This is a genomic window from Streptomyces sp. NBC_00620, from assembly GCF_026341825.1.
GTDB lineage: Bacteria > Actinomycetota > Actinomycetes > Streptomycetales > Streptomycetaceae > Streptomyces.
Genome location: NZ_JAPENY010000001.1, coordinates 1,884,815 through 1,907,347, shown reverse-complemented (window position 1 = coordinate 1,907,347; position 22,533 = coordinate 1,884,815). Strand labels below are relative to the sequence as shown.

25 protein-coding genes, 1 tRNA gene and 2 pseudogenes are annotated in these 22,533 nt (G+C 66.6%); 15 read left to right on the top strand and 13 right to left on the bottom strand.

The window, feature by feature from the left end; translation table 11 throughout:
• Window positions 1-849, bottom strand: a complete 849-nt coding sequence (locus OG246_RS08750; RefSeq protein ID WP_266458299.1) for a DUF3662 and FHA domain-containing protein — start codon at window positions 847-849, stop codon at window positions 1-3.
• Complete coding sequence (locus tag OG246_RS08745) at window positions 837-980, bottom strand: hypothetical protein (RefSeq protein ID WP_266458296.1); 144 nt, start codon at window positions 978-980, stop codon at window positions 837-839. Before OG246_RS08745 ends, OG246_RS08750 begins: the two co-directional genes overlap by 13 nt.
• Window positions 981-1,439: 459 nt before the next feature.
• On the opposite strand from OG246_RS08745, the gene OG246_RS08740 reads away from it, so the two are divergent.
• Window positions 1,440-1,525: transfer RNA gene (locus tag OG246_RS08740), tRNA-Leu, on the top strand.
• 191 nt (window positions 1,526-1,716) lie between these two features.
• Here OG246_RS08740 and OG246_RS08735 read toward each other — a convergent pair.
• Both OG246_RS08735 and OG246_RS08730 read right to left on the bottom strand, forming a co-directional pair.
• Window positions 1,717-3,516: a hypothetical protein gene (locus OG246_RS08735; protein WP_266458293.1), complete on the bottom strand. Its 1,800-nt coding sequence runs from the start codon at window positions 3,514-3,516 to the stop codon at window positions 1,717-1,719.
• On the bottom strand, window positions 3,513-3,662 hold the full coding sequence (locus OG246_RS08730) for a hypothetical protein (protein ID WP_266458290.1): 150 nt from the start codon (window positions 3,660-3,662) through the stop codon (window positions 3,513-3,515). The genes OG246_RS08735 and OG246_RS08730 overlap by 4 nt, the downstream gene beginning before the upstream one ends.
• Window positions 3,663-4,093: 431 nt before the next feature.
• Between OG246_RS08730 and OG246_RS08725 the strand changes: the two are divergent.
• Window positions 4,094-4,330, top strand: a pseudogene (locus OG246_RS08725) (transposase); the annotation flags it as partial.
• 9 nt (window positions 4,331-4,339) lie between these two features.
• Here OG246_RS08725 and OG246_RS42875 read toward each other — a convergent pair.
• The 3 genes and pseudogenes from OG246_RS42875 to OG246_RS08715 form a co-directional block, all read right to left on the bottom strand.
• Complete coding sequence (locus OG246_RS42875; RefSeq protein WP_353962473.1) at window positions 4,340-4,687, bottom strand: DUF2750 domain-containing protein; 348 nt, start codon at window positions 4,685-4,687, stop codon at window positions 4,340-4,342.
• 135 nt (window positions 4,688-4,822) lie between these two features.
• A pseudogene (locus OG246_RS08720) lies at window positions 4,823-5,038 on the bottom strand (ISAs1 family transposase); the annotation flags it as partial.
• Between the two features lie 436 nt (window positions 5,039-5,474).
• A complete protein-coding gene (locus OG246_RS08715; protein ID WP_266458288.1) occupies window positions 5,475-6,134 on the bottom strand; it encodes a hypothetical protein in 660 nt (219 codons plus the stop codon).
• A gap of 373 nt (window positions 6,135-6,507) precedes the next feature.
• On the opposite strand from OG246_RS08715, the gene OG246_RS42870 reads away from it, so the two are divergent.
• From OG246_RS42870 to OG246_RS08690, 5 genes are all read left to right on the top strand, one after another.
• Window positions 6,508-7,047: a transposase family protein gene (locus OG246_RS42870; RefSeq protein WP_353962472.1), complete on the top strand. Its 540-nt coding sequence runs from the start codon at window positions 6,508-6,510 to the stop codon at window positions 7,045-7,047.
• Window positions 6,987-7,436 carry an ISAs1 family transposase gene (locus tag OG246_RS08705; RefSeq protein ID WP_266458284.1) on the top strand — a complete coding sequence of 150 codons (450 nt, stop codon included), beginning with the start codon at window positions 6,987-6,989 and terminating at the stop codon, window positions 7,434-7,436. Before OG246_RS42870 ends, OG246_RS08705 begins: the two co-directional genes overlap by 61 nt.
• Window positions 7,437-7,655 (top strand): hypothetical protein, encoded by a 219-nt coding sequence (locus tag OG246_RS08700; RefSeq protein ID WP_266458283.1) that lies wholly within the window; start codon window positions 7,437-7,439, stop codon window positions 7,653-7,655.
• Between the two features lie 391 nt (window positions 7,656-8,046).
• Window positions 8,047-8,274, top strand: a complete 228-nt coding sequence (locus OG246_RS08695) for a hypothetical protein (RefSeq protein ID WP_266458280.1) — start codon at window positions 8,047-8,049, stop codon at window positions 8,272-8,274.
• 204 nt (window positions 8,275-8,478) lie between these two features.
• The gene (locus OG246_RS08690) at window positions 8,479-8,973 is read left to right on the top strand and encodes an NUDIX domain-containing protein (RefSeq protein ID WP_266458277.1); all 495 of its coding nucleotides are present in this window, start codon (window positions 8,479-8,481) and stop codon (window positions 8,971-8,973) included.
• Here the strand turns inward: OG246_RS08690 and OG246_RS08685 are convergent.
• From OG246_RS08685 to OG246_RS08670, 4 genes are all read right to left on the bottom strand, one after another.
• Window positions 8,968-9,639, bottom strand: a complete 672-nt coding sequence (locus tag OG246_RS08685) for a bifunctional 2-polyprenyl-6-hydroxyphenol methylase/3-demethylubiquinol 3-O-methyltransferase UbiG (protein ID WP_266458274.1) — start codon at window positions 9,637-9,639, stop codon at window positions 8,968-8,970. The genes OG246_RS08690 and OG246_RS08685 overlap by 6 nt on opposite strands.
• 15 nt (window positions 9,640-9,654) lie before the next feature.
• Window positions 9,655-11,772 carry a toll/interleukin-1 receptor domain-containing protein gene (locus OG246_RS08680; RefSeq protein WP_266458271.1) on the bottom strand — a complete coding sequence of 706 codons (2,118 nt, stop codon included), beginning with the start codon at window positions 11,770-11,772 and terminating at the stop codon, window positions 9,655-9,657.
• A 330-nt stretch (window positions 11,773-12,102) separates the two neighbouring features.
• The gene (locus OG246_RS08675) at window positions 12,103-12,438 is read right to left on the bottom strand and encodes a hypothetical protein (protein WP_266458268.1); all 336 of its coding nucleotides are present in this window, start codon (window positions 12,436-12,438) and stop codon (window positions 12,103-12,105) included.
• The gene (locus OG246_RS08670; RefSeq protein ID WP_266458266.1) at window positions 12,432-12,623 is read right to left on the bottom strand and encodes a hypothetical protein; all 192 of its coding nucleotides are present in this window, start codon (window positions 12,621-12,623) and stop codon (window positions 12,432-12,434) included. The genes OG246_RS08675 and OG246_RS08670 overlap by 7 nt, the downstream gene beginning before the upstream one ends.
• Window positions 12,624-12,747: 124 nt before the next feature.
• On the opposite strand from OG246_RS08670, the gene OG246_RS42865 reads away from it, so the two are divergent.
• Window positions 12,748-13,032 (top strand): hypothetical protein, encoded by a 285-nt coding sequence (locus OG246_RS42865; RefSeq protein WP_353962471.1) that lies wholly within the window; start codon window positions 12,748-12,750, stop codon window positions 13,030-13,032.
• Between the two features lie 345 nt (window positions 13,033-13,377).
• Here the strand turns inward: OG246_RS42865 and OG246_RS08665 are convergent, their stop codons facing one another.
• Window positions 13,378-14,031, bottom strand: coding sequence for an FMN-dependent NADH-azoreductase (locus OG246_RS08665; RefSeq protein WP_266458263.1), 654 nt, complete (start codon window positions 14,029-14,031; stop codon window positions 13,378-13,380).
• Window positions 14,032-14,209: 178 nt separating this feature from the next.
• Here OG246_RS08665 and OG246_RS08660 point away from each other — a divergent pair, with 178 nt between their 5' ends.
• From OG246_RS08660 to OG246_RS08645, 4 genes are all read left to right on the top strand, one after another.
• Window positions 14,210-14,572 carry a helix-turn-helix domain-containing protein gene (locus tag OG246_RS08660; RefSeq protein WP_266458260.1) on the top strand — a complete coding sequence of 121 codons (363 nt, stop codon included), beginning with the start codon at window positions 14,210-14,212 and terminating at the stop codon, window positions 14,570-14,572.
• A 194-nt stretch (window positions 14,573-14,766) separates the two neighbouring features.
• A complete protein-coding gene (locus tag OG246_RS08655; protein WP_266463986.1) occupies window positions 14,767-16,152 on the top strand; it encodes a DUF2252 domain-containing protein in 1,386 nt (461 codons plus the stop codon).
• 412 nt (window positions 16,153-16,564) lie between these two features.
• Window positions 16,565-17,350: a hypothetical protein gene (locus OG246_RS08650; protein WP_266463982.1), complete on the top strand. Its 786-nt coding sequence runs from the start codon at window positions 16,565-16,567 to the stop codon at window positions 17,348-17,350.
• A 147-nt stretch (window positions 17,351-17,497) separates the two neighbouring features.
• Entirely contained in the window at window positions 17,498-17,827 is a 330-nt protein-coding gene (locus tag OG246_RS08645; protein ID WP_266463979.1) for a rhodanese-like domain-containing protein, read from the top strand.
• Between the two features lie 120 nt (window positions 17,828-17,947).
• Here OG246_RS08645 and OG246_RS08640 read toward each other — a convergent pair whose 3' ends face one another.
• Window positions 17,948-19,081: an acyl-CoA dehydrogenase family protein gene (locus OG246_RS08640; protein WP_266458257.1), complete on the bottom strand. Its 1,134-nt coding sequence runs from the start codon at window positions 19,079-19,081 to the stop codon at window positions 17,948-17,950.
• 402 nt (window positions 19,082-19,483) lie between these two features.
• Here OG246_RS08640 and OG246_RS08635 point away from each other — a divergent pair, with 402 nt between their 5' ends.
• From OG246_RS08635 to OG246_RS08625, 3 genes are read left to right on the top strand one after another with little or no spacing between them, the layout of a single operon-like run.
• Window positions 19,484-20,386, top strand: coding sequence for a DUF5819 family protein (locus OG246_RS08635; protein ID WP_266458254.1), 903 nt, complete (start codon window positions 19,484-19,486; stop codon window positions 20,384-20,386).
• Window positions 20,383-21,606: an HTTM domain-containing protein gene (locus tag OG246_RS08630; protein ID WP_266458251.1), complete on the top strand. Its 1,224-nt coding sequence runs from the start codon at window positions 20,383-20,385 to the stop codon at window positions 21,604-21,606. Before OG246_RS08635 ends, OG246_RS08630 begins: the two co-directional genes overlap by 4 nt.
• Window positions 21,603-22,397, top strand: coding sequence for an RNA methyltransferase (locus OG246_RS08625; protein ID WP_266458248.1), 795 nt, complete (start codon window positions 21,603-21,605; stop codon window positions 22,395-22,397). The genes OG246_RS08630 and OG246_RS08625 overlap by 4 nt, the downstream gene beginning before the upstream one ends.
• Window positions 22,398-22,533 lie beyond the last annotated feature (136 nt).

Genomic DNA, 22,533 nt, shown 5'->3' with positions numbered 1-22,533 from the left:
TCACCCTTCGGCTTGCCGGTAAATGATGGTGGTGCTGCCCACGACGATCCGCGAGCCGTCGCGGAGCGTAGCGCGGGTGGTGTGCTGCCCGTCCACCACGATGCCGTTGGTGGACCCGAGATCCTGGACAGTAGAGGGCGTTCCGGTCCGGATCTCACAGTGCCGGCGCGAGACGCCGGGGTCGTCGATCCGCACGTCGGCTTCGGTGCTGCGGCCCAGCACCAGCGTCGGGCGGGAGATCTGATGGCGTGCGCCGTTGACCTCGATCCAGTGCCGCATCCGGCCGCCGGGCTGCACGCCCGGTGCCGCGGTGGGCCGCTGGCCCATGGGCGCGGGTCCGCCGCGGACGCCGGGCGGCGGGGCGGCCGGCATGGGCGGAGCTGCTGCGGGCTGGGCGGCCGGAGGATAGCCGTAGGCGCCGGGCCTGCCCGGGGCGGGCGCCGCGGGGGCGCGCTCCGGGGCCTGCTGGTTGGTGGAGGAGGCGAGCGTACGGCTGCGCACCCGGTACAGACCGGTGTCGAGGTCGTCGGCCTTCTCCAGATGGACCTTGATGGGGCCCATGAACGCGTAGCGCTGCTGCTTCGCGTAGTCACGCACCATGCCGGCGAGCTCGTCGCCGAGCTGCCCCGAGTAGGGGCTGAGGCGCTCGAAGTCCGGCGTGCTCAGCTCGACGATGAAGTCGTTGGGTACGACGGTCCGGTCGCGGTTCCAGATCGTGGCGTTGTTGTCGCACTCGCGCTGGAGCGCTCCGGCGATCTCCACGGGCTGGACCTCGGACTTGAACACCTTGGCGAAGGTGCCGTTGACCAGACCTTCGAGACGTTGCTCGAACTTCTTCAGGACTCCCATGGGGCACCTCCTCCTTCGTAGCCGTCCTGGTACAGCTTGCTGTCGTCATCCTGGTGCTGCGGGTCTTGCTCGTGCTGCGGGTGCTGCTCGTAGCGCTGGTCGTGCTCGTACTGCTTACTGATCGTATCCACGCGTCGGGAAATCGGCTGGTTCCCCCTGTCGGCCCGGTCGACGGGTGTCGACGGCTTCCGGAGTCCCTTCCCGAGTTCCCTGCGCGGTGCCGTTTCGAACTCCTGCGGGCGCTACTCCTGCCAAGGATCGTAGAGGCGGTCCGCGACCAGTGTCCCGCACCTGACTGTGCGGGCTGTCCTGCTCCTGGGTAGATGCCCAGGACCGGTACGAGGTTGATACGTGAACCGGTTCTGCTTGAAACGTGCGGCCGTCGCTGTACCCGGTGCGGGGGAGGTGGCCTGGGCGGGAGCCCCTGTCCGGGAGGGGTGCGGACGTCGTCTCGCGGGGGTGCGGGCGCGGTCCGCACGGGGGCGCGGGCCCCGGGAAAGGGATGTGAATCCACCCCGATCAGCGTGCTAATCTTCTCGATGTCGGCAGGCGCTCACACCACTTGGTGGGAGACGGACGACACAGAGAATGCGCGAGTGGCGGAATGGCAGACGCGCTGGATTCAGGTTCCAGTGCCCGCAAGGGCGTGGGGGTTCAACTCCCCCCTCGCGCACCAGGAGAAACCGACGAAACGGGTTCTCACCAGTGACGAAAGTCCTGGTGGGGCCCGTTTCTCGTTGTTGCGGTGGGTCGAGGTGTGGACGGTGACGTGGCAGGGCCCCGGCGGTGAGGTTTCTCACGGTCGGGGCCCTGCTCTTTGTGCTGCTGATTGTTCTCCGGGGTGCTGCTGGGGTGGTGCCGGCGGGCTCAGGCGGCCGGCACTAGATGGCCGGTGGGTGTCCAGCCGCCGGGCTCTTTGTTCTTCCGCCTCTGGTGGGTTCGGCGGCGGGGGCGTTCGCCGCCGAGCGCCAGCGTCTCAAGCCACTTCTTGATCTTTCGGCGGTTGGCGTGGGCCAGCTGGAAGGCCAGCAGGATCGTTTGCGCCGCGATGCCGCGGATACGGCGTGAACCAGCGGCTTCGATGCCCTCGGCCAGTGGATTCTTTGCGTAGCCGTTGTATCCCTCGACGCTGTTGCGGAGCCGGAAGTAGATCTTCTGCCATTCCGGGCCGCCGTACTCCAGGGCCTGCCAGTGTTTCGCGCCGGCTTCTGGACTGACTGTGATGGCACGCTGGCGGCAGACCTTGACCGACCCCGCTGGCGTGGGCTGCGGATCGACGAGCGGGAGCTGGGTGCCGCGGCCCATCGTGTGGGGCTTGTTCGGGCACTGGGCCTTGCCCGCTTCGGCGGGGCACATCATCCGCTGGTAGCCATCGGCGTCGGCGTTCTGTTTCGGCATGATGCGGTAGCCGCGGCGGGCGGCGATCAGCCGGACCCACGTTTCCCGGTCGATGCGCTCGGCGTACAGGTCGATGGTGGCGTTGATGAGGGGCTTTGGCATGGACGGGCAGTACCAGCGGCCCTCGACGAGGATCGCGCCCTGCGTTCCGGCCTGCCTCCCGAGCTGGTCAGCCCGGTAGTCGTAGACGGGCTTGAAACCCATGGCGCGGACGGGGAGCTGCCAGTCCTCGGGCTCGGAGTTGTTGTAGGCGCGGTCGCCGGCAAGGTAGCCGGGTTTGTATCCCCGCTCGTGGAGCCGGTTGAGGACCTTCACGCCGTTGTACGCGGGGCGCTGGCCGGGCTTGTCGAGGGCGACGCCGAGGACGAGGACCGGGAGGACTTCGGGGTTCGGGGTGCCGTCGTCGAGGAGCACGGCGTCGTGTTCGGCGTCACGGGTCACAATGAGGTGGGCGTCGTAGCCGAAGAGATACTTCTTCTTGAGCGACGTCTTCTTCTTGCCCGGGGGAGTCTTGGCTTTGCCCTTCTTGGCGGGCGACGGAAGCGGGCGCATGGCGTCGGACACCGGCGCGTCCGGGTCTCGGTGGTCGCCGTCGCGTACGTACCAGCCGGCGTCGGGGGCGGTGGCGAGCTCGGGCCCCTGCGTACGACGACCGCGGGAGAACGTGCGGACGGGGGTGGCGTCCACGCCCAGGGAGACCTCTGCCAGTTCCCCCAGCAGATCGTGGAGTGGGCGCACGGAGGCGTCCAGCACGAACTCGGTGAACAGTGCCAACCGTCGCTCCCGCTCCCCCAGGTCGTCGACGTCAGCCGCCGCCGCCAGTGCGTTGGCCTTCTCGCGTGGGAGGTGCCCGTTGGGTGGCAGCGGGGAGGGGTTCATCGCATCCTTCATCGAGTGAAAGAGACGTCGGACAACGGCGTAGGCCGCCTCGAATCCCCGGTCGTGGTCTTCATACTCGGGTATGTCGAGCCGGGCGCGCAGTTGTGGGCTGATACGGAAGTACAGGATGTCGGTGACCCGTTCCAGGACGATCTTGCCGACGGTGTCCTGGGTGCAGAGGTAGAGGCCGATCAGGAGGCTTCTGAGATGCAGGGTGCGGCGGCGGCCGCGCGGGAGGTGGACGAACTCCTCCAGCAGCGGGACGAGTTGGCTGCTGTCGACTTCCCCGATCGCCGTCTCGACGTCGGCGTCGTCAATGCATCTGCGCTCGGCGCGCATCGCCAGCAGGCGCTCGTGGCGATCGCTGGACAGACTGCGTGGCGCTGTCATTGGCTGCCTCGGAGCAAGCGGGCGGCTTCTTCGGCAGGGACGGCGCTCAGAAACGGCAGGATGCGGGAGAGGCCGTGGAGGGTGTCGACGCCGGCCGCCGCCACGATGACGGTGATGGGAAGCCGCTCTTCGAAGAGTTCGACCAACCACGTCGACCTGAGACGGCCCATGACCAGGCGAGGGACGTTCGGGCTGGGCTGGGCTGGGCGCGGGCCAGGAAGTTCGTGACGGTGTTGGTGCCGCGGCTGTGGCAGTTGGGGCGGAACAGATACTGGGCGGCACCCCTGGTGTCGAGACGGTCGGCGGCGGAGGCCAGGACGCCTTCCCAAGGGCGGCGGCAGAGGATCTCCCGTTTCCGGGGGCCGCGAGTGACCACGACGACCGGGCCGCCACCTCCTGGGGCTCTGCGGACGTCGTGGACGCGCACCCGGATGACCTCCGGGGAATCGAGGCCGACACCGAGCCCGAGTGCCATGAGCGTCTTGCAGCCCCACCGCAGCTCCTCGGTGGGCTGACCACTCAGTCAGCCCCACAAGTCCGCGAGCTCGGTCCGGCTGTAAGGCTGTTGGGAACAGAGGCCGACAAGTTCGCCGACCACGACGTCTACCGCGACCAGGTCCGCGCCCGCGGCATCGTTCCCACCATCGCCCGACGCGGAACCCTGCACGGGACCGGCCTGGGCACCTACCGGTGGGTGGTCGAGCGAACCATCGCCTGGCTACACGGATTCCGCCAGCTCCGCATCCGCTGGGAAAGACGAGCCGACATCCACGAAGCCTTCCTCAAGCTCGCCTGCTGCCTGATCACCCACTGAGAACTCAGGTCATTGTGTGAGCCGCCGATAGCCGGCTAAGAACTTCGTTGGGGTGAAGCTCCAGCCGACCAGGCGCGGCCCGCTCCAGTTGATGCCGATCACGAGTCCATCCCGGGCGGCATCGAGCAGTACGCGATCGCACCAGGTGTCCAAGGGCATGGACTCAACGCGGAGCCCATGCCCCCAGATCTTTGCTGCCCTCTGGGCGCGGGGCGAGGTCGACCAGAAGGGAAGACTTCGCGTGCCGTCCGCAGAGAGGTGAGTCGGACTTCCGTCGTCGTCCCGGACAAGCCAGACCACGCTGCTTTGGCGGACGTCTCGGAAGAATGCCGCCGCTTGCGAACCGCTCTGACTCATGCCCACCGAGCCTACCGTTCTCCAACACTCATTTCGTTAGGAGTTCTAAGGAGCCAAGTAACGTTCACCCGGGCGTCCCTCCACCCTGGACCCCAGGGCTGTTCCAAAGTCCTTTGATCTCCGTGTAGTTGCTGGTCATGGGGCCAGGCCGAGGAGGTCGAGGGGGCGGGTGAAGGGCTGGTAGGACATCTCGCGGAGTCCGGCGGCGATGCTGGTGTGGCCGTGCTCGCGGAGCTTGTTGATGGCGAGGTTGCGCAGGGTGGCCATGTTCTCCGGGCCGTATCCGGTGCGGACTTGGGAGCGGTCCTCGTCGAAGGTGACATCGCGGACGAAGTGCAGCCGGTTTTCGATCACTCACTGCACTCTGGCGAGCCGGGCGATCTTCTCCGCCACGGCCGACGCGGCGATCAGCAGCACCGCCACGAACGGGTGACGCCGGCCCCGACGGCACCGCGGATCCGGGAGCCTGACCAGCCACTCAGCCAGCAACAGTCCCGAACGCCCAGTCAGCACAGGCGACTTGACGAGACAGACACGGGCAGACTGACGGCACATCGAGGCTCCGGTTCTGGACGACGACTTGTCAGGGTCATCCGTCCACAACGGGAGCCTCGATCCCTTCGTACCGGCCCCGTACGCATCGTCATCATGCCGTGACCAGCAACTTCACTTGATCAAACCGGACTTTGAAACAGCCCTGAGTTACCAGGCCAACCTCACCGAGGAACTGGCTGCACGGAAGGTCTCCACCGGTAGCGGGAATTGTCACATCTCGTCATGAGCCGGTTTACCATGGCTTCTGGTTCCAGCCCGCCTGAGGAAATTGGCGCTTGTGGAACTCGGAGGCTCGACGATCGTACTCCTTTTGTTCCAAAACCTGCATTTGATTCGAGGCTAATGATTCATTCGAATTAAAGAATGGAACGCCCATATTGAGATGCAAGAGTATCTGAGCAAAGCCGAGAGCTAGATAGCTTGCGAAGAAGAAGATGGGCCACAGAAACACAAGGGCGGCGTAGGTGGACCATCGTGAAGTGCTCTCCTGGGTATGAGGCGCATAGACAATCAGGGAATCAAGAAAAAAGGCGCCTCCCACGGATAGGATGGCTTTCACTTTTCGTGAGGTCCGAAGCCCGTGCCAAGCCCAGTTCAAGCCCATAATCGGCCTTCTCGGTACGGCTGGCCAGCCCTTGCTGACTACGACACGTGCATTAAGGGTCAGCAGGGGGCGTACTTTTCTAAGATAGAAGATACCTGTCGCGAGGCCGATGGGAAATATGATTGTCACCAGTGGTGCAAAGATCAAAAATATTCGGAACTTCTGGCTCGATCCTGTTCGCATCCAGTCATAGGGGTGCCGTGTGATCACGTCGACGGCAACGCCGATGCAGAGAAGGAATCCAACGATGTAGGTAGTGAGAAGGAGAGCAGGTAGGACGCCGGTCATGAGGTCGATACCCTCCGCTGCCGTACAGGGTGATCCAGTTATGTGGCGGAGTGGTCAGGGTATGCGTGCCGGGCCCGAATCCGCATCCCCCTTTTAGCGCATTTTCATGATTATCCCTACGTCATGGTAATTTTGGTGCGCCTGTGAGTTATGAATCGAATGCTCGGGCGAGAATTCTGTGAGCCTATCTCGCAGAGGCCATGAGGTTTGGGCTGCCGGGACGTGCCTCAGGGCTGTTTCAAAGTCCGGTTTGATCAAGTGAAGTTGCTGGTCACGGCATGATGACGATGCGTACGGGGCCGGTACGAAGGGATCGAGGCTCCCCTTGTGGACGGATGACCCTGACAAGTCGTCGTCCAGAACCGGAGCCTCGATGTGCCGTCAGTCTGCCCGTGTCTGTCTCGTCAAGTCGCCTGTGCTGACTGGGCGTTCGGGACTGTTGCTGGCTGAGTGGCTGGTCAGGCTCCCGGATCCGCGGTGCCGTCGGGGCCGGCGTCACCCGTTCGTGGCGGTGCTGCTGATCGCCGCGTCGGCCGTGGCGGCGGGTGCTCTGTCGTACGCGGCGATCGGGCAGTGGGCCCGCAGCGCCCCGCAGCAGACGCTGGCCCGATGTGGTGCGCGCCCGCTGACCTCACTGAACGTGCGGATCGCGCCCAGCAGATCGACGATCCGCCGGATCGTGTCCACCGTCTGCCCGGGAGGGCTGGCCGATCTGACCGGACAGGATCCGGCGGGGGTGGAGTCGCTGGCGGCGGACGGCAAGAGCGCCCGCGGATCGCGCCACGACGGGGCACCAGCCGCGCACCTGCTCGCCGCGATGACCAGTACCGGCCTACCGTCACCCAGCTGCGAGTGCCGGACAAGACGAATGAGAGCACCTGCTTCGCGGCCCTGTTGGCGCCGTTCGACCTGACGGGTGTCGTGGTGACCGCCGATGGTCTGCACACCCAGCGCGACCACGCAGTCTTCCTGGTCGAGGAGAAGGAGGCGCACTACGCGCTCACCGTGAAGAAGAACCGGCCCACGCTCCACGAGCACCTGCGCACCCTGCCCTGGAAGCAGGCCACCGCGAACTACTACGACCGCACCGTGGGCCACGGCCGCAAGGAGACCCGGGTCGTGCAGGCGCTGACCGCCGATGAGCTGGACTTCCCGCACGCCGCGCAGGTCGCGAGGATCACCCGGCACCGGACCAGCTTGAAGACTGGGAAGCGGACCCGCGAGGCCGTCTACGTGATCACCGATCTCACCAGCCGCCAGGCGTCCCCGGAGAAGATCGCCCGGCTCGCCAGAGCGCAGTGAGTGATCGAAAACCGGCTGCACTTCGTCCGCGATGTCACCTTCGACGAGGACCGCTCCCAAGTCCGCACCGGATACGGCCCGGAGAACATGGCCACCCTGCGCAACCTCGCCATCAACAAGCTCCGCGAGCACGGCCACACCAGCATCGCCGCCGGACTCCGCGAGATGTCCTACCAGCCCTTCACCCGCCCCCTCGACCTCCTCGGCCTGGCCCCATGACCAGCAACTACACGGAGATCAAAGGACTTTGGAACAGCCCTGCCCTGGACCCCCATCTCGACCACCTGCAACAACGCTTGGACTAGGGCGAACACAGTGCCAAGAATCTTTACCAGGAACTCCTTGGCAAGGGATATCTCGACCACTATCAGCGCGTGAAGGTGGCCGTCGCACCCCTGCTACGCGGGTTGCCCCTGGATCAGCCCCGCGAGCGCCCGGCTTCTCCGCGCGAGGCCGAACGCTGGATCACCACCCACCCGGACCACCGCGGCCTTCATGTCTCCCACCGCCTGCACCGGCTCCTCGGGCACTGTCCGGAACCCAAGCTCACCTACGACCTGGTTCGCTGGCATACTCGAAGGCCGCGACGCCTCATGCCTGCCGTTCTGGCTTGACGAGCTCTCCCACAGCGGACTGGCGCCCCCCGCCGCTAACCGTTGCCCAAGGGATTGCCACCACCTACAACTCCGGCGCCAACGAAGGCCGCATCACCGACGTCAAACTCCAGAAGCGTCTGATGGCAGGACGCTCCGGTGTCCCCTTCCTCCGCCACCGAGTCGTCCTGATCGCCCACCTCCACCGCCTCTATGCGGACCGGTCGACCACCGGATCGGGATGATCTACGCCTACGAAAATCTTGCCGGAGCCCCTTCCGGCCTGGGGGAGAGACGGTGTGGGCGGAGTGCCTGCTGCCGTCTACGCCTACCGCTCCTTCCTGACATCAAGACGGAGGCGATCCATGAATGTTGACCATCTGTCACTGCTAGGCTGCGCCGTGTCGAACGCACGCCGGGCCGTTGACTCACCACCTCGAAGAGGATCAATGCGAGATATCGTCAATACGGACGACGAGGTCATTGGACAAGCCGAGAAGAGCGAGATCGAAGAAAAAGGGCTGATCTGTCGTGTCGCGTTTGTGATGCTGCACAATGCTCGCGGGGAGCTGCTGCTGCATCAGCGCGCTGCCACGAAACGCGCCTACCCCTTGTACTGGTCGGGGGCGGCGGCCGGCCATGTAAATGCGGGCGAGACCTACGAGGAGGCCGCGCACCGGGAACTCCACGAAGAGCTCGGTATCGAAACAAAGTGCCAACGAGTGGGAAACTTCTATTCAGAGGCTGACCGTGAGATGGTTGGAGTCTTCCTCGGCTCGTACGACGGCCCCATCAAGATTGAAGAGGCCGAAGTCGCGCGTGTGGAGCACTTTAGTCTCGACCGGCTCAGCCGGGAGCGAGATGCGATGCTGGTGACGAGTTTCGTCGACCGATCGCTTCCCATGGTTGCCGAGGCGTTGAAAGCCGTTCAGGATCCATCATGAGCGGCTCGCCTCGAACGGCTTCTCCGCGATCATCTTGATGAAGCTGTGGGCGTGTTCGCCCATATCGTGATGACTGGCTTCCTGTTTGTTTCTCTCCAGATAGAGCAGGACCTTCCGCCATGGACTGTATGCGCCCACGACGGCACCCTGCTCGTCATCGGGAAAAGTCGGGACCACTTGGTGTGGCTGGGGAACGGGACTGAACGTACTCCATAGCGACACGGCGTTCATGCCACCTGACGTTGTCATGTCCTGCATCTGCTTGCACACTGCGGACTTGTCCTTGATGTAGTGCAGGACGCCGTTGCACACGACGAGGTCGAAGGAGTGGGCAGGTGTGAAATCGCGAATGTCGGCGTGGTGCATCGTCACCTCGACCCCGACCTCACGCATGAAGCGGCGGACTTTGGTGGCCCCAACGCGACTCAGTTCCACAGCCTCGACCTGCCATCCGAGGAGGGCGAGTCTGATGGCGTCGGTGCCTTCCCCGCTACCGATGTCGAGGGCACGCCCGGGTGGCCTCTGACGCGCCCAGCGCAGTATCGACTGGGTCATGAGCGATGCAGGGTGGTCGTCGGGATCGGTTGAATACCGGTGGGCTTGCCGCCACCAGTATCTTTCGGAGTTGCCATAAGAGGCATCGAAAAATTCCCTTATTTCCGGCACTCGGCCTCCCTATCGCTATACTTCCAGAGGAAGAGATTCCATGAATTCGCGGTTGTCGTAGGTTTCGGCTAGCTCCGCAAGTGCATTCCCTCTCGATGCGTCGGCATGGATCGCGGACAGTAGATCGTGGGCGCCAGGTATTCCTATGCGCTCGTAAGTCGGTACCAGATGCGTGAAGAATGCTCGATACTGCAGTCCTGCGATTCCAGTGATGTAGATCGTCTTTTGTGCTGAGCGTCTGGAACGCTTGGTCTGTTCCTGGGCGGCGGAGAACCGTGCGAGCAGTTCGTCGGACACCCTTGGCCCGCTCATCTCTCTGGCAAGGGATTCTGCGGCATCGTGTCTCCCATGGAGACGCAGATTCAGGCAGAGAACGTGGACGACGGCGTCGCGCTGAGTGGATTCCAGTGACTCGTTCCTGCAGACCGACAGAACGTTGGAGTACACCTGGTGTTCCCTGATGGTCACTAGATCGTCCATCCTCCATGGGAGCATCTGTGATTCAGCGGTATATCTCGCTTCGTTGGGGAGTTGCTGCTCGAACAGGTAGAAGAATAGGTTCTCCTTGTCTGGGTAATAGAAATTGAGGGCATCGACCAGTTCGGCCCGATTGGCGCACTCCGAGATTCCGAAGTCCTGCAGGAGTTCCCGATCGAGAGCCGTCCGGGCCGCCACTTCGGAGACGAGGAATACTGAGTTATCCGACGGCGTTTCGGCGACTGACTCGGGGGTAGCGCAATCCCGTTGATTGATGTACCCGCTCACATGGGATATCTTCCCCATCTCTCGGGTCGACGTGCGCGGAGTGTTGATTTGCAGCAGCGGCTCGACACCGGATCTGCCCCTCCTCCACGTGATCGCGACCAGGGCCGCCAGCCAGTCTCCGCTTTCCTGGCCGTCTACCAATACGCTGCGTCTGAACCGCGCTCCACTGCATCGAAACTCGCGCGTACTGGGCGAGGGCTCTCCGACGAGCACAATCTCATGCTCCTCGCGACTTGACTCGACCACTTCCCGGAAAGCCTGCTCGAAGTAGTGGTCCACTCGGTCAACGAAATTTACCTGCAAGTTTTCGGCGGATTCGAGCTTGGGTCGGGAAATGGAGAGCTGTACGCTCTGCCTACCGTCGGGCATCGAGAACAACGCCCCGATGAAGGGCGGGGCGAAAGGGTAGAGCGAAATTGCCCAATGACCCAGCCGACCGTAACGTAACAACAACGACATGAGGCGCCGACGCACTTGCCAAACACGGTACTTGCGCTCCACGAGAGCAGCATTTCGATCGGGGAAGCTTGCGCTGAGGCCGTCATTGATGAATGGCAGCACGGAATTATCGGGGAAAACCACGTGCAGGTGATCCCAGAATCCCTCGGCGGTCCGCGCCTTCCGGAACGCTGCTTCCTCTATGAGATCCGGCAGCGCGTCGTCGGACACGGTGATAACCGTGACCGATCGGGCCTCGATCAAATGTTCGACAAATCGACGCTGATCCGGGCCGCGATGTGTGGTGACAAGAGGGACCTCGGCCTCTGGTGACGCACCGAAGCGGAGTGACGACTCCCCATTCTCTTTGTCCTGCGCACGGGGGCGCTGCCCGGGGGCCAGATTTTCCAGCATGGTGACAAGGTCACGGCCCAGCGCCGTGATGCGCGCAGCAAAATGTGGGTCGTGAGGTTCGATACCGGTCAGGTCCACACACTGCCGTGTCTGGGCTTCCTTGATTCTTCGGGCGGCATCCGGCCCGGGCGCTGATACAAGCCCCGTGGAAATGTAACGGACCGGGAACACAAGGGATTCGTAAGGTAGTAGCTCGTACTCGAACCTACGCTCCTTCTCCAAGGTGAGAAAGGTGTCCCACTCCCGTGCGCACCATGTGGAGGTGGTGTATGAGGGCGATTGAATGGCGATGAACGTCGCACTGCGCTGCAGAGCGTGGAGAATCTGTGTTTCCCATAATGATGAGACTGGAATTTGAACGGTATCGATAAAAATCCTCAGCGGCCGACCGGTCAACGAGTGAAAAGTCTCGCATAAAACAGTGGTGAAGGCCGTCAGGAAACCGCGCGTCTGTTCGTCGAATCGCGCGTAGCTGATAAAGGCGTCGTACTCCCACGAATCAGTTGCGTTGGTCATGTACCGCCCCCTTCGGTCACATGGGATCTAGCGTACTGGCAGAGGCCTCTCGGCGGTATGGGACAAAGCCGGGTAGTTCCCCGTCGTATCGGCTTGTCAGAGGCCAGCTATACGGTTGGACCCGGGGATCCGTCGTTCTCGCGATCGGCCGGAATGGTCACGTGAGTCCGAGGGCGGCTGGCGGCCTGGTCGTGTCCCGCCCTTGATGACGCAAGCCCTCGGTGGTGTTGTAATTCCCGGCCAAGCGGAGTGGGCTGATGGCCAGATTCCGCAGTGACATGGTGCTCACGATTCTCGATGGTCCAGTGCCCGCGAACGCGTTTCGCCAGGTCAGCAGCGTTCACCTGGTGCGCTGTCAGGCTCATGATCGTGTAGACGCGTTCGATTGGCACCTTCCCGGTGCGGATGGTGCGCAGTCGGCAGACGATCTGCGGTGCTGGCCGGCGCACAGGAACGGCAGCCCGGGCACCGGTGTATCTCGTTACGGCCGTGAGTGGTGGCCGGGGTGCGGCCCATCAGCAGCACCTCCTTCTGTGACAGGTTCTTCACCAGCGCGTGCAGGCTCGGATAGTTGCCCTTGAGCGCGGCGATGTAGTGCGTGTCTTTCTCCTCGACCAGGTATTTCGCGCGGTCGGTGTGGGTCAGCAGCGCGTCGAAGTTCACCATCGCGCCGGTCCGGTCCAGCCGCTCCAGCAGTGGAACGCGGGGATCTCGCTGCTCTTGGTGTCGATCTCACGCTGGGCGAGCACTATGCCGTCGTCGCGCAGAGCGGAGATTAGGTGGAAGCGGCGGCCGTCGGCGCGGATCGCGCCAGGCAGGAATTTGCCGTCTACTGCGACCGCTGTCGGCACCGGGCGAGTCAGCGGTCGCAGCCGTCCTGGCCAGCGGTGCGGGAGACGGCGGCACGATCGGTGAGCCACTCCACCCCGCTCAGCACGCCCGTCGCGGAGTGCTTGGGCGGTCGCCGGTCTTGCGATGTCTCATGAAGCGAAACACCGCGGCAGTCTGGCCGTCGACGAGGGTGAAGAAGGTGGGCGGGCTATAGCTATCGAGGAGGGCATCTCCGCCTTCGTCCCCGTCTATGCCTCCGAGTGCAACTACCTGTCGAGTATCCGTCGCCTGGATCTGGAGTTGCTCCACACGACCAAGCGCATGGTGGCGTATTTAGAAGTCAGCGCGCTCCGTAGTGCTGATTGGGAGAGACGATCTTCACGGGCTATTAGGTCTGGCGTCAGCTCAACGAGGTGCGTGGCGGAGTAGTCAAACCTGACATGAGCCGTCAGTTCCTTGTCGTCATCTGCCGCGGCCAGCGGCCATCGCACCCTCTGGCCAGGACTCTGGGAAATGATCTATAAGATCGTGGGAAATGATCTTAGGTCTCCCAGGGTCGTCCCTGCCCAGCGCATTCCGTCGGTTCCCCACCAGCTGAAAGCCCCGCAGGTCTTGGACCTGCGGGGCTTTTGCGTTGTCCGGTTCTTGCAGCTCCGGGGTCTCAAGCGCGGCGCCCCGTGTGATTGTCCTGTTGATCGTTCTGCGTGAGGACAATCACACGGGGCGTGCGGTGGTGCGGTCGCGCTCTTGAGGGTTACGAACGGTTCCGCGGGGTTACGCGGCGAGGCGCTCGGCGAGTTCCTTGGCCTTGGTGGCCGCGTCGTCGAGGGCCTTCGTGCGCGAGGCCTCGAAGAGGGGGATCAGCTCGGCCATCGCCGGGTTGTGCGGGGCCATCGTGAGCTCCGGGACGATGAAATCGAGGTCCAGGGCGAGGGTGTCGCGCAGGACCGCCTCCAGGTAGTTCCGCACGTACTCGTAGGGCTCGCGCGGGGTGCCGGGCGCGTAGGAGCCGCCGCGGCTGGCGACGACCGTGACCGGGGTGCCCTTCACCTTCGAGTCCTCCGTCATGGCGGTGCGGCCCATGAGGACGATGTTGTCCAGCCACGCCTTGAGGGTCGACGGGATCGCGTAGTTGTACATCGGGGCGCCGATCAGGATCGCGTCGGCCTGCTCCAGCTCCTCTATGAGCGTCACGCGCTCCGCGAAGGCGGCGGCCTGCTCGGGGGTGTGCGCGTCCGGGGCGGCGAAACCGGCGGAGTGGGCGTCGGCGGTGATGTGCGGCACCGGGTTCGCGGCGAGGTCGCGGTAGATCACGGTGCCTTCGGGGTGCTGCTCCTCCCATGCCTTGCGGAAGGCGTCCGTCACCGTGCGGGAGGCGGAGGCGGAGCCCGGGAACACGGACGAGTCGATGAGAAGGAGGGTGGCCATGGGGATCTCCAAGGGGGCTGGGGGGAGTCGTCGGCGCGTGGTCGACGTGCTCGGCGTGGTCGGCCGAGAAAGTGAGAAGCCGAGCCTGGCGAGCGGGCTTCTTTTTCGTACTCGACTATAGATAACACAGCTACTTACTTTTTTTCATCCCCTTGTGTGGGCGCAGTACTCTGGAGCCATGCCAGAACCGGGATTCCGCGAGGACACAGGGCCGTGCCAGAAGGTCGACGACGGCATGACCCGGGTGTTCCAGCTGCTCGGAAAGCGCTGGACGGGCCTGGTCGTCTCCGTGCTGCTGCAACGGCCCGTCCACTTCGCCGACCTCCGCAGGGCGATCCCCGGCATCAGCGAACGGATGCTCTCGGACCGGCTCACCGAACTGGGCGCGGCGGGACTGGTCGTGCGCGAGGTCGACGAAGGCCCCCCGCTGCGGGTCTCCTACCGGCTGACGGAGTCGGGCGCCGCACTGGAACCCGCGCTCAAGGAACTCGGGTCCTGGGCGGAAAGGCATCTGCCGGAAAGCGGGCCGTGCCCGCGGTGACGTGGGCGGTACGCCGCTGATCTCCCGGAGCCTGTGGAGTTGTCCACAGGCTCCGAGTTGTCCACAGGGTCTGACGCCTTTCCATGACCGGCTGTACGGTCATGACGAGTTGATGTTCATGCACGGGGGAGGCGGTCGGAGTGACCGAGCCAGGTACAGCGGGTCCGGCGCAGGAAGCGCAGCGGCCGCAGCAGGTGTCCAGGGCTTTTGCGGTACGTGGATTCGCGGCATCGCCCCATCAGGGCTCGCCGAAGGAAGAGGGCAAGGCCCTGCGCGGCCCCGTGCCCCGCGCCGCGCACGCGGAGCTCACGACGGACGCCGGCCGGCCCGACGCCGTGAGCGCGGTGGAGGAGTCCAACCGCGGCCGGATCCCCGGGCTCACCCCGATACGCGTCGGCAGGATGGCGGCCACGCCCTTCGCCTTCCTGCGCGGTTCGGCGGGCCTCATGGCTTACGACCTCGCGCGCACCCCCATGACCGGGATCAGCGCCCAGATATGCGGCGACGCGCACGCGGCGAACTTCGGCCTCTACGGGGACGCGCGCGGCGGCCTCGTCATGGACCTGAACGACTTCGACGAGACGGTGCACGGCCCCTGGGAGTGGGACCTCAAGCGCCTCGCCACCTCGCTGGTGCTCGCGGGCCGGGAAGCCGGGGCGGACGAAAACACCTGCCGCAAGGCGGCACACGACGTGGTCGGCGCCTACCGGCGCACCCTGCGGCTGCTCGCGAAGCTCCCGGTGCTGGACGCGTGGAACGCCATCGCGGACGAAGAACTCGTCTCGCACACCGACGCCCACGATCTCCTCGGCACGCTGGAACGGGTCTCCGAGAAGGCGCGGGGCAACACCAGCGGGCGGTTCGCGGCGAAGTCGACGGAGGCCGTGGAAGGCGGTGGCCGACGCTTCGTGGACGCGCCGCCGGTGCTGCGCCGCATACCCGACGCGGAGGCGGCGGCGGTGGCCGCGTCACTGGAGGAGTACCTCACGACGCTGTCGCAGGACCGGCTTCCCCTCCTCGCCCGGTACGCCGTGCACGACGTCGCTTTCCGTGTCGTCGGCACCGGCAGTGTGGGCACCCGGTCCTACGTCGTCCTGCTCCTGGACCACCGCGGCGAACCCCTCGTCCTCCAGGTGAAGGAGGCACGCGCCTCGGCGCTGCTCCCGCACCTGGTGACGGCCGGCCACGCGATACCCGACGTGCCGCACGAGGGCCGCCGCATGGTCCTCGGCCAGAAGCGCATGCAGGTCGTCAGCGACATTCTGCTCGGCTGGACCTCGGTCGACGGACTCCCCTTCCAAGTACGCCAGTTCCGCAACCGCAAGGGCAGCGTCGACCCCGCCGCCCTCGCCGCCGACCAGATAGACGACTACGCCCGCATGACCGGCGCCCTCCTCGCCCGCGCCCACTCCCACAGCGCCGACCCGCGCCTCATCGCCGGGTACTGCGGCAAGAGCGAGGAGCTGGACGAGGCAGTCGCTTCGTTCGCGGTGGCGTACGCGGACCGTACCGAGGCGGATCACGCGGAGCTGGTGGGGGCTGTGCGGGCGGGGCGGATTGAGGCTGAGTTGGGGGTTTGAGGGGTGGGGGAAGGGGTGGGGGCGGGGAGGGGGAGGCCCCCCAAGCAGTCGTCCCGAGTAGTCCCGACGCAGTGGTCCCGAGTAACCCCGACGCCCCGTGGCCTACGCTGGTCGGGTGACGACGCCGGAAGCCGAGCAGAGCCAGTCCGAGCCCATCGACGAGGGGGCGCGGGAGCAGTCCGGTGCCCTGGAGAGCGCGGCGGACGGGTCCGCCGTGGCGGGGTCCCACGAGGCGCAGCCCGGGGGCGGGTCGTCCTCGCAGGCGGAGCCCGGAGGCGAGCCGTCCCAGCAGGTCGGCGCCGAGGGTGAGGCGTCTTCGCAGGCGGAGCCCGATGGCGAGACGCTTCAGCAGGCCGGCACCGACGGTGGGACGTCGGAGCAGGGGACCTCGGAGCAGACGGGAACCGAGGGTGTGGCGCGGCCCGAGGAGCGGTTGGAGCGGGCCGTGCGGGCGGCCGAGCAGGCGCTGATCGAGTTCGAGATCGCCGTGGAGACCTTCCGGGTCGAGGTCGACAACTTCTCGCGGCTGCATCACCAGAAGCTCGGGCCGATGTACTCCAGGCTCGACGAGCTGGAGGCGCTGATCGCCGAGGCGCGGGCCGCGCGCACCGGAGACCCGGAGGACCTCCGCAAGGCGGACGAGGCGCGGGCGCGGGTCATGCCGATGCCGGGCGTCGAGGAGCTGTTCCACGGCTGGATGGACTCCGAGGGACTGTTCCCGGAGGCTGTGGCGATGCTGACGGATCAGCCGGTGCGGCCTCCGCAGCGGGTGCGCCCCAGTGACGAGGCCCGCAAGCTCTTCCGTGAGCTCGTCCGCAAGGCCCACCCCGACCTGGCGCAGGACGAGGACGAGCGCAAGCGGCGTGACGAGTTCATCACCCGGGTCAATGCCGCGTACGCGCGGGGCGACGAGGCGCTGCTGCGGGAGCTCTCCGCGGAGTGGGCCGCGGGTCCCGTGCCCGAGGAGTGGAAGCCGAGCCGCAGCGAGGAGCTCTACGCCCGGCTCGAGTGGCTCTCCCAGCGCAAGGAGATGCTCACGTTCGTCGCCCGCGAGCTGGAGGAGAGCGCCATCGGCGCGATGCTCAAGATGGCTCCGGAGGATCCCGACCGGCTCCTGGAGGAGATCGCCGAACAGCTGCTGACCCAGGTCGGCGAGCGCGAGAGGGAGCTGGCCGAGTTGACGGGGCAGACTTCCTGAAGCCGACGAGCGACTCCCTGAAGCGGTCGAGCCGACCCCTGAAGCCGGTTGATCGGGCTCGCTGGAGCTGATCGGCCGGGATGCCCGCGGGGGACCGGGCTGTCTGTGGGGTCAGGTAGCGTCGGAGGTATGAGTTTCGGAGCTGGTGTGCCCACGGTCGAGGTCGGGGATCTCGCGGACGGAGACTTCCTGCTGGACGTCCGGGAGGACGACGAGTGGGAGGCAGGTCACGCCGAGCGGGCGCTGCACATCCCCATGAGCGAATTCGTCGCGCGTTACGGCGAGTTGACCGAGGCGGCCCCGCAGGACGGCAAGGTCCACGTGATCTGCCGCTCCGGTGGCCGTTCGGCGCAGGTCACGATGTATCTGGTCCAGCAGGGCATCGACGCGGTGAACGTCGACGGCGGCATGCAGTTCTGGGCAGCCACCGGCCGCCCGGTGGTGGACGACAAGGGCCAGCCGGGTTTCGTGGTCTGAAGCGACTGAAGCAACTGAAACGGCTGAAACGACCGCACCCGTACCGGGGGAGGCGTCGGCTGCCTGCCCCGGCACGAGCGTGAGCCCAGGTGGCCGCCCGGATGGGCGGCGGGCGTGCGGTCAGCCCAGCGGATGGGCGGCCAGCAGATCGCCCAGTGCCTCCTCGTGCGCCGCCGCCGGCCCGAGCGCCAGCTCAAGCTGCTTGGCCCAGGCGTGGTACCGGTGCAGCGGATAGTCGGTGTCGGCGCCGAATCCTCCGTGCAGATGCTGCGCGGTCTGCACGACCCGCCGTACCCCTTCCGATGCCCAGATCTTGGCGACGGCCACGTCTCCGGACGCCGGAAGCGCACCCGTCGCCCCGGTACTGATCCGCCATGCGGCCTGCCAGAGCGTCACTTCCATCGCGCGCAGGTCGATATAGCGGTCGGCGGCCTGTACGGCGACCGCCTGGAACGTGGCGACCGGGAACCCGAACTGCTCCCGCTTGCTGGTGTATTCGCTCGTCATCCCGAGCACGCCCTCCCCGAGCCCGAGCGCCAGCGCGCACGTCCCGGTGGTCAGCAGCTCGCGCAACCACTCCCACGCGCCGTCCGCGTCGATGACATCCTGGGCGGCGATCCGTACCGACTCCAGGCGCAGTTCGCCGAGCCGCTCGCCACTGGTGGAGATCTGCTCGGCGAGTACGGCTCCTTCGTGGACGCGGGGCACGAGGGCGAGGACGGTCCTGTCTGCAGCCGTGTGCGCGGGTACGAGGGTGAAGTCGGCGTTCTGCGCCCAGGGAACGGCGGTCTGTACCCCGTCGAGCACCCACGCCTCACCGTCCTGCCGTGCGGTCACGGCGAGTTCGGCCCCGTCATGGCCGCTGCGGCCGTTCGCGGCGACGGTCAGCACCAGTTCGCCGCGGCCCGCCCGCGTGAGCACCTCCGCCTTCAGCTCCTCGCCGCCGTACCTCTGCACGGCCACCGCTGCCGCGCTGCTCTCCAGCAACGGCACCCGTGCGAGCACCCGCGCCGACTCACGCAGCACCAGGCACAGCGCGACGGCGTCGAGACCTGCCCCGCCGTACTCCGCGTCGAGGAGCAGGCTCAGCAGGTCCGCGTCGGCGAGCTTCGCCCACAGTGCCCGGTCGAAGTCCTCGGCCACGGCGCCTGCGGTGAGTGCGGGGCTGGGCACCCCGTCCGGCGCGACCCCCGCGAACACCGCCTTCGCCGCCTCGACCGCCGCCTGGTGTTCCTCGGTGAAGGTGAAGTCCACGGTCCCGTCCTCCCATGCACCGGCCAACCGGCCAACAGACCAGGCAGGCACCTGATCTGACGGAGCGTCAAGATAGAACAGGTTCTACGAGAAGGGAACCGAAGGGGGGCGGCCGGTCACGGCTGCGTCACCCCCGACTGGCATCGGCCATGGCTCTACCCGGGCAGACCGATCGTTCGGTCTGTCCGGATTCAATGGTGAGACGAGTCGCCGTAAGGTGTCAACCGCTGTGGATAACCTCTTGGCGGCTGATGTGGCCGCTGTGGCTCCTGGGGCTGTGCCGGGCGATCTGGCCTGAGTACCGTTCCCGTGCGAACGCCGCAGCGTGGGGCTCGCGGGCGGTACGACGACGCCGCGCGGCCTCGGTGGTGGGGAGTGTGACCGGATCGGGATAGGGGCGGAATGGACGCGTACGACGAGGGCTCGAACGGCCGGCAAGCGCCGGACGCGCCGCCCGACGGGCCCGCGCCTGCCAGGCGCGACACTCCCGGCGCACCTGATATCCCCTCCACGCCCGACACCCGCGAGGTGTCCACCGCCACTGATCTGCCCAACGCTCCGGACGCGTCCAACGTGCCCGGCGGACTCACCGAAGGCGAACCCACGGTCCCCGCCGGAACCGCGCCAGGCGACCCACCCGCCCCCACCGGCATAGCCGCCCTCTCCCCCGGCTACCAGATCGCCGCCGCCCTCGCCCTCGCGGTCGTCGCGGTCACGGCCTGTGTGCATCTCGGCATGGTGTTCCTGCACCTCGCGCCCTCGAACACCGTCACCAAGCAGCACGGCACGGCGATCGAGGAGTGGATCTACCCCGAGTTCGAGCAGAACTGGAAGCTGTTCGCGCCGAACCCCCTGCAGCAGAACATCGCCGTCCAGGTGCGCGCCCAGGTCCGTACGCCGGACGGCACCAGCCGTGAGACCGGGTGGTACGACCTGTCGGCGCTCGACGGCGCGGCCATCGACGGCAACCTGCTGCCGAGCCACACCGATCAGAACGAACTGCGCCGGTCCTGGGACTTCTACGTCAGTTCGCACGACGCCGAGAACCGCCCCTCGGGCATGCGCGGTGACCTCTCCGAGCGCTATCTGCGCCGGGTCGTCGTGCTGCGCCTGGACCGCCTGCAGGCCGGCGGCAAGGACGCCGTCGTCGAAAGCGTCCAGGTCCGTTCCCGTACGACCAACGTGACGCCCCCCGAGTGGAGCCAGGAGCAGGTGTCCGACAAGCCGATGCTCCGCGAACTGCCCTGGTGGTCCGTCGCCGAGGGCGACCGGCAGCAGGAGACGGCGGAGGCGAGCGCCCGATGAACCGTTACGCCCTGTCGCTCTCGCGCGGCATCAGCCGGGTCACCGGGGCGGCCCTCGGCCCCTACCAGAGCGCCGTGATCCGTATCGGATTCTCCGTCACCTGGCTGCTGTTCCTGCTGCGCGAGTATCCGCACCGCCAGGAGATGTACGGGCCCGACGGGCCGTGGAGCTGGGACATCGCCCAGCAGCTCATCGCGAACAACCACGCCTTCACGGCCCTGATGTGGTCCGACAGCCAGATCTGGTTCGAGATCGTCTACGCCCTCGCCGCCCTGTCGAGCCTCCTGCTGCTGCTGGGCTGGCGGACCCGCACGATGTCCGTGCTCTTCATGGTCGGCGTGCTCTCGCTGCAGAACCGCAGCGTCTTCATGGGGGACGGCGGCGACAACGTCATCCACCTGATGGCGATCTACCTGGTGTTCACACGCTGCGGCCAGGTGTGGTCGCTGGACGCGCGGCGGGCTCGGCTCGGGCGGGAGGCACGCGCGCGTGGAGAGCGTGTCGGGCCCGACCGGGTCGGCCCCGCCCTGTGGGGGGTGCTCGGCTTCGCACTGGCGACGGCGACTTTCGCGGGACGGCTCAGTGGCGGCTGGCTGCTGGTCTTCTGGGGGCTGTGGGCGGTACAGGCCCTGTGGTGGGCCGTCGGCAGCAGCGTGCGCGCCGCCGAGCCCCGGATCCTGCTGGACGTCGTCGCCAACCTCGTGCACAACGCGGCCCTGGTCGTGATCATGGCCGAGGCCTGTCTGATCTACGCGACCGCCGGCTGGTACAAGATCCAGGGCTCGCGCTGGCAGGACGGCACCGCGGTCTACTACCCGCTCCACCTGGACTACTTCTCGCCCTGGCCGGCTCTGTCCGACCTGATGACGCAGTACGGCACGATCGTGATGCTGGTGACGTACGGGACGGTCATCGCCCAGGTCGCCTTCCCGTTCACCCTGTTCAACCGGCGGGTCAAGAACGTGCTCCTGGTGGTCATGATGACCGAGCACGCGGTGATCGCCGTGGTGCTCGGGCTGCCGTTCTTCTCGCTCGCGATGATCGCCGCCGACGCGGTGTTCCTGCCGACGTCGTTCCTGCGGCGCCTCGGCGGATGGGTCACACGCGCGCGTGGAGAGCTGTTTTCGGGTGACGGCGGCCGTACGTTGCCGGGTCCGCGCGAGCAGCAGCCGAGCGCCCCGGATCCGGCCGAGCCCACGCACGTAGGCTTCAGGGCATGAACGACCCCGACGGCAGGCTCGGAACACCCGGCGTCACGGACCCCCAGGACGCCGTACGAGCCTGGCGCCGGCTCGCCGACGGTGCCGTCCTGCTCGACGGTTTCCACGCCCTCAAGCACGCGGTGCGCTTCCAGGCCCGCATCCCGGTGGCCGTCACGACCGATCGGCGGGCGGCGCTCGCGCTGGCCGACGACCTGGCTCCTGACGTACGAGAGGCCGTCGAGGGGCTGCTGGTGGAGGTTCCGGAGGCGACGCTGAAGGCCCTGGTGCCGCGTCCGCACCCCACCTCGGTGGCCGCTCTCGCCGTACGTCCGTCCCGGGCGGCCCATCTGGAGACGCTGGCCCGGATGCCCCGCTCCACGCCCGTCGTGGTCCTCGACAACCCGCGCAACCTGGGCAACGCCGGGGCCGTGATCCGGCTCGCGGCGGGCTTCGGGGCGACCGGGGTGGTCACGACGGGCTCGCTCGATCCCTGGCATCCCACGGTCGTACGCGGCGGGGCGGGCCTGCACTTCGCGACCGCCGTGGAGCGGCTGACGGTGGACGAGCTGCCGCCGGGCCCGGTGTTCGCGCTGGACCCGGAGGGCGAGGACATCCGGGGGCTCAAGCTCCCCGACGACGCGGTCCTCGCCTTCGGCTCCGAGCGCAGCGGCCTGTCCGCCGAACTCCGGGCCCGCACCGACCACTTGGTGTCCCTGCCGATGCGCCCCCAGGTCTCCAGCTACAACCTCGCGACCAGCGTGGCGATGACGCTGTTCCACTGGAGCGCGACCGGGGGCGCGACGGCCTGAGGGGTAGGGCCTGTCTGACAATTCCCGTCTGCCTCGCGACGCCATGCACGCGCCCCCACCCTCGAACCGGCTTCGCCCGGCTCGGGCGGGGGGACCCCCTTCGCCGCACCGGGCGCAGACCCAAGTACGTCCAGTC

Bases quoted from the DNA above. Each gene is read 5' to 3' on its own strand.
- OG246_RS08750 (WP_266458299.1), bottom strand. From the start codon at position 849: ATGGGAGTCCTGAAGAAGTTCGAGCAACGTCTCGAAGGTCTGGTCAAC.
- OG246_RS08735 (WP_266458293.1), bottom strand. From the start codon at position 3,516: ATGACAGCGCCACGCAGTCTGTCCAGCGATCGCCACGAGCGCCTGCTG.
- OG246_RS42875 (WP_353962473.1), bottom strand. From the start codon at position 4,687: ATGAGTCAGAGCGGTTCGCAAGCGGCGGCATTCTTCCGAGACGTCCGC.
- OG246_RS08715 (WP_266458288.1), bottom strand. From the start codon at position 6,134: ATGACCGGCGTCCTACCTGCTCTCCTTCTCACTACCTACATCGTTGGA.
- OG246_RS42870 (WP_353962472.1), top strand. From the start codon at position 6,508: ATGTGCCGTCAGTCTGCCCGTGTCTGTCTCGTCAAGTCGCCTGTGCTG.
- OG246_RS08690 (WP_266458277.1), top strand. From the start codon at position 8,479: ATGCGAGATATCGTCAATACGGACGACGAGGTCATTGGACAAGCCGAG.
- OG246_RS08680 (WP_266458271.1), bottom strand. From the start codon at position 11,772: ATGACCAACGCAACTGATTCGTGGGAGTACGACGCCTTTATCAGCTAC.
- OG246_RS08675 (WP_266458268.1), bottom strand. From the start codon at position 12,438: ATGGTGAACTTCGACGCGCTGCTGACCCACACCGACCGCGCGAAATAC.
- OG246_RS42865 (WP_353962471.1), top strand. From the start codon at position 12,748: ATGTCTCATGAAGCGAAACACCGCGGCAGTCTGGCCGTCGACGAGGGT.
- OG246_RS08665 (WP_266458263.1), bottom strand. From the start codon at position 14,031: ATGGCCACCCTCCTTCTCATCGACTCGTCCGTGTTCCCGGGCTCCGCC.
- OG246_RS08660 (WP_266458260.1), top strand. From the start codon at position 14,210: ATGCCAGAACCGGGATTCCGCGAGGACACAGGGCCGTGCCAGAAGGTC.
- OG246_RS08635 (WP_266458254.1), top strand. From the start codon at position 19,484: ATGGACGCGTACGACGAGGGCTCGAACGGCCGGCAAGCGCCGGACGCG.
- OG246_RS08630 (WP_266458251.1), top strand. From the start codon at position 20,383: ATGAACCGTTACGCCCTGTCGCTCTCGCGCGGCATCAGCCGGGTCACC.
- OG246_RS08625 (WP_266458248.1), top strand. From the start codon at position 21,603: ATGAACGACCCCGACGGCAGGCTCGGAACACCCGGCGTCACGGACCCC.